We start from the raw sequence: 17,806 nt of genomic DNA on the forward strand, positions 1-17,806 counted from the left end.
AACTTTAAGCTTCTTTACATCCTGAATCATGAGGTTGATACAAATACAGTAGTGTAGTGAATAACACAAAATCAAACTTCCCAAGAAAAAAGCCAATATCAAAAGCTGCTCTCACGACAATTATTAACATGAGAGAGCCTATGAAATATCGACCTACAATAAAGGAATATAAAACGGAAAAAGAAAGAAATAAAAACCAAATAAAGGCTGCAAACCCAAACATAGAGTGTGCATATATATATGAATTGTGTGGATTATTATTAAAACTACTGATTAAGGGAAGCCTATCTAAATTGACTCCAATAAAAAAACTCTCGAAATCTATACTTTGTATATACTCACGCCACATTTCATATCGTATCGATTGCAACCCTTCGGAAAGTCTAGTCCCACTCAAATACGAATACCAAACCTCTGTTGATAAAGTCGTCAGGCCCACTAGAAGCAAAGCACAAAAGAAAGCTAATTTTCGAATTCTATAATTTCTTGTATTATAGATAAATACCATCACTGTCAATACAAAGGATAGAATCAATGCTGTTCGGCTATTAGCCAACAACGCAATTGAAAGCAAAGATGCGGGGTAAAAGTAATTTATCTTTGCTTCAGCCCTCTCTGAAAGTAGGCAAATAAATACGAATAAATAAATTGCAATACCGCTCACTACATTTCGGCTTGCTCCATCGATAATGACATTAATACCATTAACACCAACCGCTAAGCTTTCTAGATTTAGAAAAATTAAGAGCAAATATAATACATATGCAACTTTTACAACAGAAAGAAGGCTTGTAAATTTCGAATGATAAAAGAAAAATCCGACCAAGTATGTTATGAATAAATTCCAGAGAACAAATAAAGATAAAGGTTTGTTATAGGAAAAAAGAAAAATGAAGATACTTGTGAAAACGAAAAGTAAGAATATAAAAAACTCAAAGGAGCTAAATTTAAGACCATTATTTGAAATCCTACATTTCAAATAAAAAACCATAAAAAAAATAAGACTTAATGAAGAAACTATAAAGTTAGCAAGATTACTAAAGAAGAAAGAACCGAAAGAAAAAATCAATGATAATGCAAAACCTAAAAATACAAATAGGTCTTTCTTATTCATTAGATAAACTCTCAGCAATGACAATTTTGCGAGACGCGAGGTTTCTTACGACAATATCATCTTCAAATCCATATCTTGTTAACTTACAAATTAGCTTTGCCACTAATTCAGACTCTCTGCCTTCTAATGGTGTACCAAATGTGTCACTGTAATATTGAATCGAATTTTTGTTTATTTTCAAATTTCGGATACCGTTTATAAGCGTCAACAATTCTTTCTGATCACTAACTGCGTATGCAAGGCCTGATTTAACAAACCCATAATAGTCCTTAATTTTAGAGTCAAATGATTCATTGTAATAAACAGGATATACTCCAGATAAAGCCGCTTCAAGGTGTATACCGCTATCACCTGCCACAATTATAGAAACTTTCTCAAGATAATCTGATATATTATCTTGGTATGGATCGCTTAGTTTAACACATGAATTATTTTCGCCTAATTCTAATATCTTTTTTACATCTGATTTGGACTGGTTTGGATGCCATCGAACTATCAAACTAAGTCCACTTCTAGTGAGAAATATAATTAATGAAATGTAGCTATCCAAATTATCAAGTTTGTTTATAGCTATTCCTATAGATTTCTGTCTTCTAGATTTTGAAAATTTTAGTTTTTTTTGTTGCCCTGTTAAATAGACTTCTGTAGAAAATTCTCGTTTCAAATAAGGCGAAATATTATTGACACAAGTTTTATAGATATCAAAAGAGTGCTGTCCATCTAAAAAAGCATAATCGACAGTTAAAGCGGGGAAAAATTCACTAACAGATGCATGCTGAACATAAGCCGTTCTAACTCCTAAATATCGAGATACAGCGATTAAACATCTATTTGGAACGTTATGATCATTTGAGATCAAAACCATTTTTGGATTGATCTTCGGTAATACTCTTAGAAAATAGATTAAATAGATATGAGACGCGATAAATAGATTGAAGTGCCGATTTGGCGATAATACCGGATGTTTTGATAGCGTCCGATATAATTTTGGACCTCTAAAGATAAGTAAATATAAAGCTTTTAGTGCATCGCTAATTGAAAAAGTTACTCTCGTTATCTGTTTTTCTCTTAATCTATTTACAGTTGTAATGCATATTGTTTTTTTATTTAGTCTAACAAGGTGCGTAAAAATTTCGTCAATTGCCCGTTGCTGATTCAATGAACTTGAAAAAAACAAAAAATTATTTTCACATGAATCATCAGTTTTCTTACTAAAAGAGATAAGACGGAATATGTATCTAACGTAGGCAAATATCCGAATAAATGTATTGTAGTGCTTGTGATCTGTTATTTTTTTCGAAGGTAATTTACCAGTTTGTTGTCCGTCCAAATAATTTAGCCATAACTCGGACTCTTCATTTAATATAGAGATAGCATCTTTTACCGATTTCATTTATTTATTCTCAGTTACTTTTCTCTTTTATTAGCTAAATTTCAACTCAGCTTTTTCGAATAAAAATTCATCTGATTTATGATTGATTTTATATCTCTACACAAGACACACATTGTTATTGTGATTTATAAGTATAACCGTAGTGGTAATTATAGCCATATCCATAATACGAGCTCGCTTTACGCTCCACACTATTAAGAATAACGCCCTTCACTTCAACACCGTTCTGATTGAAGCGTTTTACCGTGTGAATCATTTCTTTTGCTGGAGTTAAGCCAAATCGGGCAACAAGTAAAGTAGTACCAGCGTAACTCCCAACAATTGCGGCATCTGTTACTGCAAGAATTGGTGGGGTATCAATTAATACATAATCGTATTCTTTCGATACTTGCTCCATGAAGTTATTCATTCTTGGATGCATCAAGAGTTCAGCTGGGTTTGGTGCAGCTGTGCCTCGCGGGATGAAATCGAGGTTCTCTATGTAGCCGGATTGAACATACTGGGCATAGTCAACATCACGTGAATTCTCAACATTAACGGCTTCGCCACCCGTCGTGGAACGACGGGCTATTAATAGGTCAGCTAGGCCCTTCTCATTGTTGGCTTGGAGCATGCTGTGCAAGTAGCCGCGACGAATGTCGCCGTCAATAAGTAATACTCGCTGACCTGCTTGGGCTAGAACGGCTGCTAGGTTGGCGGTTACGAAACTCTTACCAACTGCAGGGCTAGGGCCTGAAATCATGATGACATTGTTACGCGCCTCTAACATGGCAAAATGCAAGCTGGTTCGCAAACCACGCAAGGCTTCGATCGCTAAGTCTGTTGGATCTTCTTTTGCTAATAACGGCGCTTTAATCACTTCATGCGTTTTTCGTTTAGCCATTCTTACCAAACGCTGATCCATAGTCTCTTGCACGTCTGATTTTGGCACCGACGCGTAAACATTAATACCTTCGTTCTCTAACTGCTCGGCGCTCTCAACGCCGCGGTTGAGAGCCGCTTTCACAAAAACAAGGGCAATCGATAACATACCGCCAAGCATTGTAGCCAAAACAACAATTAGAGATTTCTTAGGTGCAACAGCGCCTGGCTTGGTTGCCGCATAATCAAGGATACGAACATTCCCTACGGTGCCGGCCTTTAAGACATTGAGTTCTTGCATACGGTTGAGTAGTTGTAAGTAAATCTCTTGATTCACTTCAACATCGCGTGTGTAACGCAATACCTGTTGTTGTGTTTCAGGTAATTCTTGAATCTGTGAGCTCAAACGTTTTTGGTCTGCTTCTAAGTTTGCTTTTTGTTCAATCAACGCCTGATAGCTAGGGTGCTGTTTGGTATATAAACGGCTGATTTCAGCTTCTTTGAGCGTCAAGTCATTAATGCGCTTCTCTAATTCAACCAATTGCTCAAGTAACCCTTGCGTCTCTAGGCTTAAATCGACTGACTGACTCTGTAACCGATAAGAATTTAGCTTCTCTTCCGCATCATTCAAGTTTTCTTTAATCGTCGGAATTTGGCGTTGCAAGAATTCCAAACTGTTTTCGGCTTCAGCGGCATTGCGGCGGATATTTTGTAGCATGTACTCAGTAGCAATCGCATCAAGCACGCGCTCAGCAAACGTAGGTTCCTGATGTTGAATATTTGCGCTCAAAATTCCTGTTTGTTTTCCACGTTCACTGACAGTTAATGCCTCCTGCCAATTATTAATGGCTTTCAGGCGGTTTAGTTTCACCAACGTAAAGCTATTGGTGTTTTCTGTGACTGCATCTGAAATGTGAACTACCCAGTTTCCGTTTTCGGCTGGCGTTCCCACCACACCAGAGACAACTTCCTTGCCGTCAGTATCAATTAACGTGAACACGTTGTCTTCAATACGAAGTTCAAGTGCTTTACCTACTTGGCTTTCAGGTACTTGCAGTGCTTCTAGCACTACTTGATCAGTTTCACCTGAACGGCGTGCTAAAAACTCACCAATAAATGGCATGTAGTTTGGCTTAACCACATTGGTGAGCTCGAGTTGGTCAACAACGGCGCCAATCACCATCCGTGATTTCATGATTTCGATTTCAGTCGCAGCTTGGCTCTCGGTTGCGAACATTTCACTCATTTCACCAAGCGCAGGCATGCCCGAAGACTTCTCTTCAACCTGAAGCAAGGCATCCGCTTGATAAATCGGTGTGGCAAGCATCGCATACACAACGCCAGCAAACATGAAAATCGCGGTGATAACAGCAATCAGCCATTTGTGATCAATCAGTAAACCAAAAAGTCTGCCGAGATCGATCTCATCATCGTCGTTACGTTGCGGTTGGTTATTCGGGGTCGGCATTGTCACAGTTTTGTTTTCCATTGATCACAACTCTTATTAATTAATTCGAAGACATGCTGATACACCTCTTCGCTTTTTTTGTATGGGTCCGGAATTTCTTTTCCGCTTTGCTGAAGCCACTGACCTAACAGCATGGTTTTGGCATGCGCTTCGGGGTAACGGTTTGCAATATGGCTACGATTTTTATTTTCCATCACTAAAATTAAATCATAGTGGCCGATGAGTTCGCGTGTTAGCTGTTGCGCTTCATGCTTTGGAAACTCAAAGCCATTTTTTGCCGCAATTTCGCGTGCGGTTTTATCCATGTCATGGCCTTTGCCATCACGCACCATGGCAGTTATGCCGGCGCTGTGGATGGTTTTGTTTGGCAAGTGATGCTGCAGCAGGAATTGGGCTGTTGGGCTGCGGCAGATGTTGCCTAAACAAACTACGAGTATTTTATTGAACAAATTTGTAAACCTCGGATATTAACAGCGCTTTGCGCTACCCGGCGTGCAACGCCGGGCTACAACAAAGGGCGCGTAAGCGACCAACATTAGTTTCGTACGTCATCTTGGAATCTACCCAGTGAGTAGAGGCCGGTGATGGACGGGAGTAGTTGGCTGATGACGCGGTTCCAGCGGGCGACTGGGGCTGCGGTGACGTAAACGATGTCGCGTTGTTGCAGCTTGAACTGTTCCGCCAGTACCAATGCGGTCGCGTTTTTGGCGTTGAGTTGGTACACCTCTGCGACACGTCCTGTCGCAGGGTTGGCTGCGCGAATGACGAAAACGCCTTCGGCATCGGCGGTTGCTTCGAACCAGCCGCCTGCATCAGCAAGCGCTTCGGCTAACGTCATGCCGCTGCGGCCCATCATGTAGCTCTTCGGTTGGCGTACTTCGCCTAGCACAAATACTTTATTCTGATCATTGCGGGCAACGTGCAACACATCGTTTGGTTGCAGCAAAATGTTCTGGTCGGTGTTGCCCTGCTGGTATAGCTCTCGCAGGTTAAAATCGAATTCTTGGTTGTTACGTGTGAGAGTTACCGTTGTCCAATCGGCTTCCGGCGTTAAGCCGCCTGACGCGCTGACGGCTTCAATAAGGGTCATGGGTACGTTGGTGACTGGCAACACCCCCGGTTTTTGTACTTCACCGGTAATGTAAACGCGCTGGCTACGGAAGCTCGCCACAGTGACATCCACTTGTGGGCTTTCAATATAGGTAGCAAGGCGCTTCGCAATAATGTCGCGGATTTCACTCACCCGCATACCTTCCACTTCGACTTTGCCAATGTACGGATAAAAAATAGTACCGTCGTTGTGAACCCAGTTACCCGATTCTTGTGCGCTGCGCATAGAGCCCGCTGGAATAGTCAGCTCGGGGTGGTTGTATACAGTGATATTTAAGATGTCGCCTTTACCCACACGGTAGTCGTACTGTTGGCGTTGGTTTTCCAGTTCGTTGTTAAATTCGGGTTTGGGTGTTGCAGCGTTCAGTTCAGCCAGAAGCATTGGGCTAATGGTGTAGGTGCTGACTAACTTGCTGAAATCGGCTTCACTAAATTCTTGTTGGCTGGCGTTGCGGTTATTGTCGCTAAAGAGGTTGCCATCGGTTGGAATGTGGCCGCCTGGGGCGAAGGCGCAACTTGTTGTTAGTAGTGAGGCTGTGAATACTGTTATTAATTTTAGGTTCATTTTTTGAGCTTCTGTTTTGAATTCTAGAATTACAGCGCTTTGCGCTACCCGCCGTGGAACGGCGGGCTACCATAAATCCGCTACCTTCCTTCGGTCATGGGGTAGAGTTGGCGGCTGCGGTTGAGCATTTGGCCGCCATCACGGGTGATTGGGTTCCAACCCACGGTACCACGCATTTTTGTATGTTTTACAAAGAATAAATCAAAAGGAATGTTTAAGTAAAAGCCTTTTGTGAAACCACCTTCACCGTAATCTTCTGAACTCACGTTGGTAAAGGCGGCATAGGCGCCAGCAATTACGCCGGAATCGAATTCATGAGCGAAGTTAATTTGCACGCCCTTGTCTCCTGCTAAGAAGCGCCCCGCTTTTAACGTAAGCAACGTATCATCGATAAATGGCAGTTGCCAATACATAGCGGCGTGACCGGTCAGCACATCGTAATCTTCTAATGCCGTGTAACTATCTGGCTCGCGTTGCTTCACGTAATTTAAATCGAAGCCAAAAGCGATATCGCTATTATGCGGACGATACAAAATTTCGCCGCCAACACCTGCGAACATGCGCTCTAAATACCCACCGTAGGCTAACCCATACCAGTTACGACTAAATTGATGCGTGTAGGTTGCTTGTAGGTTTTGCAGCCAGATGTCGTTCGCAACTGAGTACTCGCGAATGCGGGTACGTACTCGGGGTATCGGCGTATCGAGGTTATCCACCAAGAAGTTAAACTCATCGTAGTTGTTGATGAGGTTTAAACCCACCGAGCTGTTGATACTGAAATTGGCGCTAGGTTGCCAGTCGGCGGTGCCAAACAAACTCAGTTGGTATAAGTAAAATGTTTCTGGGTTACCGAACGCTTGATCTAAATCGGGGCGTACGGCGAATTTCCATTTATCTTGCTTTGATGTTGCCGCTTCACGGGTGTAGAGGCGTTGAGTTGAATCAGCTGAGCTATATCGTACATCAGATTCACTGAGCGCTTGTTCGGTGGTTGCAAAGAACCGCTCACCGCGAGCCGCTTGTTTGAAGCGTATGGCATCAACGTTGTGTTGGGTTAATGCCAAACCGTTATCGGTTTGCGCCAGTTCATAACGCGCAACATTTTCAGGCAAATTATTAGCGAGAATACGCGCACCTTTTTCGGCGGCCTGCTCGCTATTTCTGTAGCGTGTTTGCGTGGTATAGAGCGTTACGCGTTGCTCATTTTTATCAGCTTCAACCGCATGCACTTTATAGCCAGCTTCGCGCAATAAGTCTTGGCTTAACCTTTCGTAATCAACTTGGTTGAGTTCGCGCGTTTCGCTGTAACCGACTTTTTGTGGCGCTGGCTCGTACTTGGCTTGGTTAATCGTCGCCAAGTTGAAATGGAAAGTTGCCCCAAACATGAACGTGTTACCGCGTTGATAACTGAGTTTTAAGTTCAGGTTTTCGGATACTGCGTAATTTGCGCCGAAATTCCATGGGCTATCGACTTGAATGGGGAACTCGACTTGCTCGTTTTCGTAATTATTGCCTTCGTACTCGGCGACAAAGTTCAATGCATCAATTGGTGTTTGGTACTTAATGCCTCCGAATACTGCAGCTGGACCACGAAACATTTCTTTGATTTCAAACTCGCCACCACTTCCAGTAGTACCAACTGGGCGTTCACAAAATTTATCGGTTATCTTGCAAAAAGGATTCGCTATATTGTTGCGCTTTCCAATATATCCCCAACCTAAACCCAAACTGATGTCAAAATCACCAAAGCGCTTATTCGCAACGACATATTCAGCCGCAAAGTGTCCAGTACCACCCATATCACGCAATCCAAGCGCCACCTGCGGTAAGTACTCACTTTCTTGCCACATCCTGAATTTGGCGTCGAAGCCTTTGTCTTTATTGGTTTGGTTGTTACTAAAGTCGGGGCCACCGCCCCACTTCACTTCGCGCTCATCCGTATATCTAGCCGTCGCTTCCAACCAAGGAAACACCTGCAAGCTCACCGACATTCGACGAAACTGCTCGTTATCCACATAGTTTAACGAGAACTCACCTTCATCATGCATGCGCGCAGTTGGAGTTTGCATTAAACCAACACCACCAAAATCACTCTGATTGACTGTCTCGGGCTGAAAGCTCATAGGCTGCCAAGCGCTACTTGCCAATATCACCAATGCCGAGCTAGTTAATGCCATTTAGTGCTGCCCTGCTACTTCGGTGAAGTGCCAGTATTGCATGAACAACCGTAGTTGCTGATTCACATCACGAAAGCCTTTCGGTAATTCATGATCAGCAATTGGTAATGTCGGCAACTGCGTTTGGTCGTAGTGCGCGCTTAGCGTAATAGTGTAATGCGGCTCATTGTTTAAACGGTGCTCACCAACCTGCGCGTGATTTAGCAGCGGATTCTGCGACAAATCCTGTCGCGCCTTAGCGCGCGAGAAATCTGTGACGTAACTTGGCTTTAATGGCCAGGTCAAAAAGTCACCAGCTAGTGCGTCAGATTTTGACGCAAGTTCTGTTTGGCCATCATATCGGTATGTTTGCGCCAACATTTTTAAGCGAACATACATACCTTGCTTACGTGCTTCAAATTGCTGATTCAGCGCAGGGCTGCTGATCTTCGTTTGCGGCCACATTACCGATTGCGCTGTTGGCACGGTATCAAGTAACTGACTTATGCGTGGCTCACCATCGGTGACGATATCTACTTTGGTGCCATTACTGCGCTCAAGGCGCACCCACAGTTGCTGATTGGTTAGTTGAGGTGGTTCGCTGAATAGCTGATCTTGCGAAAACATGTCATTTGACAGGTTTTTAGAGTCATTTGACACATCTTGCTCTTGAGATATGTCTTTTGATTCTTTTTCGTCACTATTTGCGTCATTTGACTGCATCAACCTGTCATTTGACAGGTATTCGCCATATGCCTTGACTTCTTGCTGCTGCAACATACCCAATTCAGGACTAATCCATTGGGTTGACTCTACCGGTCGGAAGGTGTCGTTATACTCGGCATATTCGAAGGTATTCGAAATTGAAATCGTCTTTGGCTCTATCGTGTCAGCGTTCGGTGACACGAGCACTGCGGTGCCGTTCTCACGAACGAAGCGATTCGCTTGCGTTTCTTCAACTTGAAATGTGGTATCTACCAGCCACTGACGTAATTGCCCATTGTGCTCGGTAGTAATCGTACGTTGCCAAGCATTGTTGCATTGCTGTGCTAGCTCAAGCGAAGGCGCGAACTGAATGCAGCTCAGTGAGTCTGATTCTGAGTCAGCAACATGTTCAAGATTGCTCAGCAAACTATCGGTGCGAATGACGCGCCCTGCGAAACTGGTGGTCAGTACCTCGCTATTCGCCGATACCCATTGCAACGAATGATTATCGTCATAGCCCAGTACAATCAGCGCGCGCGCCTGATCATCAAATTGCACATAGTTGGCTGCGTATGGCAGCTCGGCAATTTCTTGCTCCGTCAGTTCAACGTCAGGTTGACCAGCAATTGCATAGTACAAACTTTGTGAGGCAGCACTGGCAGATTCATCCAGCACCTGGGTTGAACGCATTAAGCTACAACCTGAAAGAGTGGTCATAGCAGCCAACGCGAAACAACCATAAAAAAGGCCACTTAAAGAAGTGGCCGTTTTGAATTGCTTTATCACAGTTTAGTTGTTCGTCACCGTGGTTGGTGTTTCGTCATCATCATCTGATGCAACGCTGGCGACAACGCCAACAGCTACAACCGTTGCAACAACTGCAGCAACAGTGACGCCACCGATGGCGCCACCAGCGGCTGCGCCACCCGCAGCAGCACCTGTTTGTGGTGCAGGCGCTGGAGCCGGTGCTGGCTTCGGTGCCGGTTCAGGATTTGCTAATGCGATTGGTGTTGCTGTCAAAGCAACGGCTGCCATCACAGCAGCGAAAGACGAAGTCAATTTTGTCATCTGTTGTTGTCCCTAAATGAATTTGAATGTTGCAGAAAGAATAGCAGGCTGTAGGAAATTAGCAAAAGAAATTGTGCGAAATTTATTCAGCACTATTGCCCGGAATTCGAACACGCTACCGCCCTTAGGTTACAGCTCCCACTTTGCTCCCTGGTCAAAGGCTCTTCATTATTGTGTTATTTAGCGCTTTGAATTGTTGTATTTTTATTAGCGACATTGGAGCATTTTAATTAAATTTTTACAACTGGAAAATTAAATTAAATTTATGTGAATGGCTTGTACGGTGCGGGGTTGCGGGGAGTATTCTTTGTCTAAAATGTAAACAGTTATTGCTTAAAGTAAGGTTAAATTTTCTTCACTTCCGTATACGAAAACGAGGCTTGTACGTCTTTTTGTAGCCAGTCGAGTAGAACAATACAACGAGAATCACCCTCTAAATCAATGATCTTCGCGATAAACCCGGCAAACGGGCCACTTGCAATTTCAACTTGATCACCAACTTGCGGCGATGACTGATGTTCCGCTGTCGCCTGAGTAATTGGGTCGTGTTCAAGTGTTTTTAATTCCTCAATTAGTGCGTCAGGAATTGTCGCAGGCTTATCACCAAACATTAACAACTTCTGTACTCCAAACGTGCTACGTATTTTATGGAAGCGTCCAGCAAAATCATCTAGCTGCGCAAAGATATAGCCAGGAAACAACGCCTCGGTTACCGGCACACGCTTGCCACGACGCACTTTGCCGACAGTAATTTGCGGCAGATAAGCCGCAATATCCTGATTCTCGAGATTCACCAACGCGCGCTGTTCTTGCCGCGGTTTGGTGCGGATGACGTACCATTTCATTAAAGTAGACCTACTTTAAACCTAGCTTTTTCATTTTTTCGATGCAAAGCCATATGCATGTTACTAGAAAAGGATAACTCATCAATAAATCATACTTCCGACTCAGTTGAATGTCTTTTCTGTTATTTAATTCCAATTCGATAATATGGCACCAATGCCTAATAACAGATATTTTTTTTGTTTTTAAGGCAGTAGCCAAAGTCGCTTGATACAGTCTTTTTAACACTGAGAGGTATACAGAATACGAATCTTCGTTTAAGCGAGCTTGAATATCTTTTTCTAAGCCTTTCGCTGAGTAAAAGTACCCTTCAATATTTCTACTCGATATCGAGGTCGTCGTGATCGAGCCTTCCCTGACACGCCGTTTGTATAATTGATTATCAAGTAATTTTATTTTATCTGCTAAAAGTAACAATGCAGGGGTAAAATGATTATCTTCGTGAATAATGCCATTAATAAAACGCAACGAAACTGCTAACTCACGTTTAAATGCGTACAGACAAGCAGATACAATAAATCTATTCGTCGCCAAAACGCGATCTAAATAGTCGACACCTCGTAAATTTTCTGGATAGTCATTTGCATGTCGAGAATATGCATCCATATTAAATTTCAAGCGCGTCGAATCGACTCCATCCTCAAAGATTCCAGCGGAATAGAGAATCACATCGGCTATACTGTCTTCGATGATTGACGAGAGTACTTCGATTGCGTTTGTCGACAGCATATCGTCCGAATCAAGAAACAGCACATACTCCCCTGTTGCCTTCTCAAGCCCTGTATTCCTCGCTGCCGATAAACCTCCATTAGGTTGGTTTATAACCATGACATTTGTCATCTGCGCGATCCATTGCTGCGCTTTAGCCATAGACTGATCTTGGCTACCGTCGTTTACGATAATAAGTTCGAAGTTTTGGTTTGACTGTTGAGCGAGCGACTCTAGACAATCATCAATATATTTTTCAACATTATATACAGGTACGATTACACTAATCATTGAAACTCTTTAAATATAAAGGTTGAACACGACTCAGTAATTCTCTTTGAGCTGAACTTAGAACAATATTTCGTTCAAACTCAGGCAGTGGCAGTCTATAAACCGTCGATTCGGTTAAATATGGTAGGGTGAGAAGCGCACTCGATAAGAATGATATAAATTCGTTACGAGGATTATTTACTCCAAACTCTTCGATAACACCATCAAAATCTAATGCAGAAAAGTTATTGGCGAAATACCAGTCAACATCTTCAGCTGGATGCGGTTTAACTAAAAATGCTAGTCGTTTTTCTCTAGCCCTCTGTTCTAGATGTTTTAATAGTTCTAAGTATCTTTCTTCAGTTAAAACACCCAATTTAACAAGTGGTTGCGATATAAATATTAAATGATTTACAAGTTCGTCGTCTTTCGAGCACCTTAATTCTGTCATACTTATTTTGAATTGCTCGACAAAAGATTTATCAAGTTTAAGAGATGCCTTATCAAAAATCATGTAGCTATGAACACTTGAAAAACGCTCAGCGACATTACTCATCAGCATATAGTTAAATATTTTCCGCTTTTCATTTAAGGTTGGTTTACCTCGCTCGCGAGTCACGGCGTTGATTTTCGAAGCGCAATTAACGTAGGTACCAAGGCCATCAGCAATTAAAACGACTCTATCCTGTCGGCGCAACAATACACTCTTAAGGCTCACATTATTCACGTAGAATCTTAATAACTTACACCCAGCTTCTTTAATAGCTTTAGAGTTTGGAAGAGCTCCAGCAGTTTTCACAAAAATAACATTATATTTTTCACAGTAGTTTGTATAACGGGATGGTATCTGGTTTGCGTGCCAGTACGGATCGAGAAACACATATGTAGCTTTGATCTCATTATGGTTCGCGCGAACATAACTCAAGAGAGACAACAACTGATACGAAGAGGCTATTTTAGGTGCGACGGCAATAAACTTAGTCATAAAAATAGCCTTGAATGCATTCTCAGTAATAACTATCAGTTTTTACTGGAGTGTTAGCAGCAATATCTGTACTCACTCGCTTTCCAAGAATCGACTCTAAATATTTAGGAGGCAAACCAAATCCAGGACGAACACTGCGTATACAATCAGGAGTAATGATATCACCAGCTCGTAGGTCTTTAACGAAATATAATGAACGTCTAAATTGTGCATTTCCTTGCTCACTAGATTTACGACCATAATCGATGCTTCCCAGAGCTTTCCAAGCTGTTTTACTATCTCGACACAATGCTGCTAACTCAGGTGGTTCCAAGGAAAATGAATCATCCGGACCGCCGCCTTGTCGATTTAAAGTGAAGTGTTTTTCGATAATAGACGCACCCAATACGACACTTGCAATTGCTGTGGTATTGTCCAAAGTATGATCTGACAAACCGGTAACTAAACCAAACCGCTCTATCATATCTGGTATAGTGCGCAGATTATAATCTTCTGCCGGTGCGGGATAACCACTCACACAATGTAGTATCGCCAGCTCTTTACAGCCGCCGTCTTTCGCCGCTTGAATCGCTTCAGCAATCTCTTCGGCATCAGCCATTCCAGTTGAAATAATCATTGGCTTACCTGTCGAGGCAACATATTTTATTAATGGAATGTCGACTGCTTCAAAGGATGCGATTTTGTATGCCGGTGCATTAAGATCTTCAAGTAGATCAACTGCTGTCGTATCAAATGGTGAGCTAAAAATAGTGATGCCAATTTGTTTAGCATGCTCAAATAGAGGTTTGTGCCACTCCCAAGGCATATGCGCTTCTTCGTACAGCTCATACAATGTGCGGCCATCCCACAACCCACCTTTTATTCTGAAATCATCATTATCTGAATTTAGTGTAATAGTGTCTGGACGATAGGTTTGAATCTTAACTGCATCGGCTCCAGCTTTGGCAGCTTCTTCGATTATTTTCTTCGCAGTTTCAAGCTTGCCATTATGATTCGCCGATAACTCAGCAATGATATATGGAGATTCCAAACTTGAGATTTCTTTTCCAGCAATGTTTATTTTAGGCTGTCGCATCTATCCACCTAGTTATTTAAATTAATATTCTGTGCGTCTCTGCTTAACAAGCCAAAGCAAATGACATCATGAAACTTGGAACCGTCAAAATGCTGCTCTCTCAACTGTCCTTCTTCGACAAAACCTAGCGAACGATGAAATTTTACTGAACGTTCATTAAACGCTAATGCCTCACCGCAAATTTTATGCAGTTTTAATTGGTTAAATCCAAATGAAATAGCCGATTTCCCAAATCGATGACCGGTTCCCTTTGGCGCTTCAGGATTCAAATAGAAACCCCAATTCGCAACGTCCTCAGTTCGAGTCGATGTAAAATTGAGAAAGCCTAGAGGCTTTCCATTTTCTTCATAAATGAATATCTTGATACTCGGATCGGACACGATTCGGTTGTACCAGTCCACGTGTTCCTTTTCGCTAATTTCATGCGTTGTATACATAAACCGACGAACACTAATATCATTACGCCAACTGCGAATCATCGGTAAATCATCAATTTTGACATCTCGAAGTTTAGACTCGATTAACTCAACCATTAAAACATTCCAACATCAAAGTTTCAGTTACCTTCCGTACACCGTTACCGTCCGTTATAGAACGCGCAACCTCTGAAATTCTTTTTAGCTCATCAGTCTTCATTAGATCGTTTACGATTGGAGTGATTCGATTTCTGAGAGACTGTCGCTCTGAAAGCACTATGGCTATTTCTTCTCTTGCCAAGGCTGCTGCCCCTGCCTTTTGATTCTCGGCTAAGACAATCACTAAACTCGGTAAACCTAAACAACACCTTTCCCAGGCACTTCCTCCAGCGGCTCCAATCGCAAAATCCGCAAGATGCATTCGCTCTGCCATATTTTTAACATTAACCGAAACAGTCGTATTGAATCGTAAATTAGCGATGCGCTCCCTGATTTTGTCAACATGTGGAGCAGAAGAACCCATTACGATATCAAGTTCTACGAATGAAGGTAATTCTGAAAAGTCGAGAGCATCAATAACGTCAGCTGTTACGTTATCTATATCGACCCCTCCCAGAGAAATCAGAATACGCTGTATTTTGGGAGAAACTCTTCGAGCTAAACTTGCCTCTCGAAGTTCCGTGAATTCTGATCGTAATAACGCATAACTGGGACCTACTAATCTAATACAATTTGAAGGTACTAGTTTTTCATAATGGATAGCCTTTCGACCCAAATTTTGGTCCAGTAAGACATCACAATCCAAAAATCGATTAGCTAAATCGTCTATAACCATAATGTTGTTGGTAGCTTTCCTTAAATCTCGGTGCCACCTATGATCAAGCGCATAATGATCGACAACTAGCCAATCAACGACTCTATTACCTAGGGACTGTCGCGTTTGTTGAGCATCTATGTCCCAAGGAACAGCCAACCAGTCGTGTACTCCCTCATTCGATTCTTTATGGAGATCTTCGTTTCGGTAACCTGGAGTCGTTAACAAATGAACAAAAAAATCTTCACTCTCAACTAATGACCGTAAGTTTCCAATATGATCTCGACAGACAAATTCACAGTCATGTCCTCTTTCCCGTAGAAACTTTGCTAACGTCAAACAGCGCATAATATGACCTGAACCAATTACTAGCGAGGCATCGGCTCTAAATACGAATAGCATCAGTCAATACCATTTGGGTTCATAATTTTGAAAAGAAGTTCAGCACGCGTCCAGTCTTCTGGCGTGTCGATATCTTGCACACGATGTCGTGGTAATACAATTGGGGCTGAACTCGTTCCAAAAATTGGTTTGTTTTCTTTCCAAGCTAGAGAAGTTCCCCAATAGAATTGACCAGCATCATGCCATGCTTCCTCAAGGTCTTGAGAGCGAACATTAAATAATTCGGGATGAAACATCTCAACGCGATTAGTTGACGAGATCTTTATTGCTCGCTGAATCGGAAACGCATAGCTCGTAACTGTGAATGCAAAGTCCAGAGATTCTGACTCCATCACATTGAGACCAGTTTTGATATCGTCAGCAGACACAAACGGTGCCGTCGCATAGATACAACACGCTAAATCAACATTTTCATTCTGTGCTTCAAACCATTCTATAGCATGAGCAATAACCGGCATAGTACCCGTGTAGTCATCCGAGAGCTCTCTAGGTCGTAAGAACGGAATTTCTGCACCGTAATCTTTTGCAACTTCGGCTATTTCCTGATCGTCGGTAGAAACGATAACTTTATCAAAACATCCGCTTTCATATGCTGCTTCGATGGAGCGAGCAATCATTGGTTTACCGCAAAATTCTTTAATATTCTTTCGCGGAATTCGCTTACTTCCGCCGCGCGCCGGTATAACTGCGATTTTCACCGAATAACCTCATGCAAGATTTCGATGACTTTAGACTGCTCTTCAAAAGTCATTCCATGGAACATTGGAATGCTAATTGCCTCACTGTAGTATCGATTCGCTTCAGGGAAGTCACCTGGTTGAAAGCCCATCGCTTGATAATACGGCTGAGTATGAACAGGTATATAATGTAAATTAACTCCTACTCCAAACGCTCGTAGTTCATCAAACACCTGCTTGTGACTTTTCGAAATATCATTCAAACGTAAACGAATCACGAACAAATGTAACCCTGAATAACTATCTGGATGCTGGTACGGGAGTACAATTGGTAAATCAGATAACTCATCATAATAGCGTGCTGCTATTTTATGACGAGCGACAATAAAGTCATCAAGGCGGTGCATTTGACTTACCCCTAATGCCGCTTGGAGCTCTGTCATACGATAGTTATAACCCAATTCGATTTGCTGATAATACCAGCCACCATCCGACTCTTTGGTCATTTGCTGAGGATCTCGAGTAATTCCATGACTTCTCAAGAGCGCCATTTTATTAGCTAAATCATCAGAATTAGTTACTGCCATCCCACCTTCAGCAGTGGTGATGATTTTTACAGGATGAAAACTAAAAACTGTGATATCGCTGTACTGACAATTTCCGATAAATTCGTTCTTATACTTCCCGCCAATTGCATGTGAAGCATCTTCAATTATTTTAAACCCATATTTCTTCCCAAGATTATAGATTGCTTCCATGTCACATGATTGGCCACACAAATGCACTGGAACAACTATTTTCGGAAGCTTACCCAATCGTTCTGCTTCAATTAATTTGGCTTCTAACTTCTCAGGACATAAATTGTAGGTTCTTGGATCGATATCAACGAAGTCAACTTGCGCACCACAATAGAGTGCGCAGTTTGATGAAGCCACAAAAGTAACTGGAGTCGTCCATAACCAATCACCAGGCCCTAAACCAAGTGCCAAACATGCGATATGAAGCGCAGATGTTGCACTATTTACTGCTAACGCATGTTTGACACCAACATGGTTTGCAACGGCTGACTCGAACTCAGGAACCTTGGGCCCTTGAGTTAAAAAGTCCGACTTCAATACATTGATGACTTCATCAATGTCCGCTTGTGTAATTGATTGGCGACCGTACGGAATCATT

16 protein-coding genes are annotated in these 17,806 nt (G+C 42.3%); all 16 read right to left on the minus strand.

The features are described from left to right. Positions 1–4 precede the first annotated feature (4 nt). Entirely contained in the window at positions 5–1,114 is a 1,110-nt protein-coding gene (locus BM292_RS05655; protein WP_092856173.1) for an O-antigen ligase family protein, read from the minus strand. Next, positions 1,107–2,507: a hypothetical protein gene (locus tag BM292_RS05660; protein ID WP_092856175.1), complete on the minus strand. Its 1,401-nt coding sequence runs from the start codon at positions 2,505–2,507 to the stop codon at positions 1,107–1,109. Before BM292_RS05660 ends, BM292_RS05655 begins: the two co-directional genes overlap by 8 nt. Positions 2,508–2,622: 115 nt before the next feature. Then, complete coding sequence (locus BM292_RS05665) at positions 2,623–4,857, minus strand: polysaccharide biosynthesis tyrosine autokinase (protein ID WP_245751823.1); 2,235 nt, start codon at positions 4,855–4,857, stop codon at positions 2,623–2,625. Beyond that, a complete protein-coding gene (locus BM292_RS05670; protein ID WP_092856177.1) occupies positions 4,839–5,285 on the minus strand; it encodes a low molecular weight protein-tyrosine-phosphatase in 447 nt (148 codons plus the stop codon). The genes BM292_RS05665 and BM292_RS05670 overlap by 19 nt, the downstream gene beginning before the upstream one ends. Before the next feature lie 86 nt (positions 5,286–5,371). Next, a complete protein-coding gene (locus BM292_RS05675; protein ID WP_092856179.1) occupies positions 5,372–6,511 on the minus strand; it encodes a polysaccharide export protein in 1,140 nt (379 codons plus the stop codon). Between the two features lie 80 nt (positions 6,512–6,591). Beyond that, entirely contained in the window at positions 6,592–8,688 is a 2,097-nt protein-coding gene (locus tag BM292_RS05680; RefSeq protein ID WP_092856181.1) for a YjbH domain-containing protein, read from the minus strand. After that, positions 8,689–10,062: a YjbF family lipoprotein gene (locus BM292_RS05685; RefSeq protein WP_177203786.1), complete on the minus strand. Its 1,374-nt coding sequence runs from the start codon at positions 10,060–10,062 to the stop codon at positions 8,689–8,691. Positions 10,063–10,161: 99 nt separating this feature from the next. Beyond that, a complete protein-coding gene (locus BM292_RS05690) occupies positions 10,162–10,440 on the minus strand; it encodes a hypothetical protein (RefSeq protein ID WP_092856185.1) in 279 nt (92 codons plus the stop codon). 344 nt (positions 10,441–10,784) lie between these two features. Beyond that, complete coding sequence (gene rfaH, locus BM292_RS05695; protein ID WP_092856187.1) at positions 10,785–11,285, minus strand: transcription/translation regulatory transformer protein RfaH; 501 nt, start codon at positions 11,283–11,285, stop codon at positions 10,785–10,787. 10 nt (positions 11,286–11,295) lie between these two features. Further along, positions 11,296–12,282, minus strand: a complete 987-nt coding sequence (locus BM292_RS05700; RefSeq protein ID WP_092856189.1) for a glycosyltransferase — start codon at positions 12,280–12,282, stop codon at positions 11,296–11,298. Continuing rightward, complete coding sequence (locus BM292_RS05705; RefSeq protein ID WP_092856191.1) at positions 12,275–13,246, minus strand: glycosyltransferase family 52; 972 nt, start codon at positions 13,244–13,246, stop codon at positions 12,275–12,277. Before BM292_RS05705 ends, BM292_RS05700 begins: the two co-directional genes overlap by 8 nt. 22 nt (positions 13,247–13,268) lie before the next feature. Then, entirely contained in the window at positions 13,269–14,321 is a 1,053-nt protein-coding gene (gene pseI, locus BM292_RS05710) for a pseudaminic acid synthase (RefSeq protein ID WP_092856193.1), read from the minus strand. An 8-nt stretch (positions 14,322–14,329) separates the two neighbouring features. After that, positions 14,330–14,854, minus strand: coding sequence for a UDP-4-amino-4,6-dideoxy-N-acetyl-beta-L-altrosamine N-acetyltransferase (gene pseH, locus BM292_RS05715; protein WP_092856195.1), 525 nt, complete (start codon positions 14,852–14,854; stop codon positions 14,330–14,332). After that, positions 14,847–15,953, minus strand: a complete 1,107-nt coding sequence (gene pseG, locus BM292_RS05720; RefSeq protein ID WP_092856197.1) for a UDP-2,4-diacetamido-2,4,6-trideoxy-beta-L-altropyranose hydrolase — start codon at positions 15,951–15,953, stop codon at positions 14,847–14,849. The genes pseH and pseG overlap by 8 nt, the downstream gene beginning before the upstream one ends. After that, positions 15,953–16,651 (minus strand): pseudaminic acid cytidylyltransferase, encoded by a 699-nt coding sequence (gene pseF, locus BM292_RS05725; protein WP_092856199.1) that lies wholly within the window; start codon positions 16,649–16,651, stop codon positions 15,953–15,955. Before pseF ends, pseG begins: the two co-directional genes overlap by 1 nt. Then, positions 16,648–17,805, minus strand: coding sequence for a UDP-4-amino-4,6-dideoxy-N-acetyl-beta-L-altrosamine transaminase (gene pseC / locus BM292_RS05730; protein WP_092856202.1), 1,158 nt, complete (start codon positions 17,803–17,805; stop codon positions 16,648–16,650). Before pseC ends, pseF begins: the two co-directional genes overlap by 4 nt. Between the last annotated feature and the right edge of the window lies 1 nt (position 17,806).

It is taken from the genome of Pseudidiomarina tainanensis, from assembly GCF_900115255.1.
GTDB lineage: Bacteria > Pseudomonadota > Gammaproteobacteria > Enterobacterales > Alteromonadaceae > Pseudidiomarina > Pseudidiomarina tainanensis.